The organism is Vibrio sp. 10N.222.46.A1, assembly GCF_041473595.1.
GTDB classification, from domain to species: domain Bacteria; phylum Pseudomonadota; class Gammaproteobacteria; order Enterobacterales; family Vibrionaceae; genus Vibrio; species Vibrio tasmaniensis_A.
This window is the reverse complement of the sequence record NZ_JBFRSN010000702.1, coordinates 1-1088: the sequence shown is the minus strand read 5'-3', so window position 1 is coordinate 1088 and position 1088 is coordinate 1. Positions and strand designations below refer to the sequence as shown.

Genomic DNA, 1088 nt, shown 5'->3' with positions numbered 1-1088 from the left:
GTGCTAGGTTAACTTCTTCCCATGGAAGGCCAGTAAGCTCATCTTCTTTCTTCTCACCAACAGTGATAACGTCACTTTGAGATACTTCTTTGGTCAAGATTGCAGTTGAGATATTCATACCGAAGTCTTCTTGGATTACACGTCCGAAACCTTTCGCTTTACGCCAACCATCGATTTGAATCTTGATCATGTCGCCTTTTTCGTCGATAACCGCAACTTTACTTGCAGGGCTGAGTAGACCCGCTTCAACTGTTGCTGTTTCATCTGTGTACATTGGTAGGTGACGAATAGAGATCACGTCAGAACCATTTGCGTAAGATGTGCTGCTTGCTACATTTTCTAGCTCGCCAACAATACCGCTTGCTGATGCCATATCCATTGGAAGGTTGTGAGCAATACCTTTGTGACAGTCAACACAGCTTTGATCACGTTCTGCTGCATTCTTCATCTGGATACGCGCTGTTGGGCGCATGTTCTCGAAGTCCATTGAATCGTAGTTGTGACAGTTTTTACACTCTAGAGATTTGTTCGAAGAGAAACGATCCCATTCGTGTTTAGCCAGTTCGATACGACGAGCTTCGAATTTCTCAGGTGTATCTAGGTCACCAAATACTTGAGCAAATACTTCTTTAGATGCTTGCATCTTACGAGCGATTTTTGCTGTCCATTCATGTGGAACGTGACAGTCAGGACAAGTAGCACGTACACCAGAAGTGTTTTTCCAGTGAACCGTTTCTTGTAGCTCTACGTAAACATTGTCACGCATGGTGTGACAACTTACACAGAACTCTTCCGTATTTGTGTGCTCTAGAGCTGTGTTAAAACCGCCCCAGAAAATAACACCGGCGATAAAGCCACCCATAGTTAGTACACCAAGACTGATGTGTACTGCAGGGCGAGTCATTGTGCGCCATAATTTAACTAAAAATGATTTCATGTTTAGCTCTCTTAAATATTGATTTTAAAAAATGTTGTTACTAGAGGGCATTACATGCCGCCGTGAGCACCAGGAGGTCCGAATACAAACACTTGCAGTGCCCAAACTAGGAAGCCGTAACCGCCTACAAAAGCCACACTTAATATTGGAA

Annotated in this window: 1 protein-coding gene and 1 pseudogene; both read right to left on the bottom strand. The window is 43.6% G+C overall.

Features of this window, described 5'->3' with window-relative positions; all coding sequences use genetic code 11:
* Positions 1-937, bottom strand: a 937-nt coding sequence (locus tag AB4496_RS18655; protein ID WP_372131597.1) for a NapC/NirT family cytochrome c, incomplete at its 3' end; no start/stop codon positions are given.
* 50 nt (positions 938-987) lie between these two features.
* A pseudogene (locus AB4496_RS18650) lies at positions 988-1088 on the bottom strand (trimethylamine N-oxide reductase system protein TorE); the annotation flags it as partial.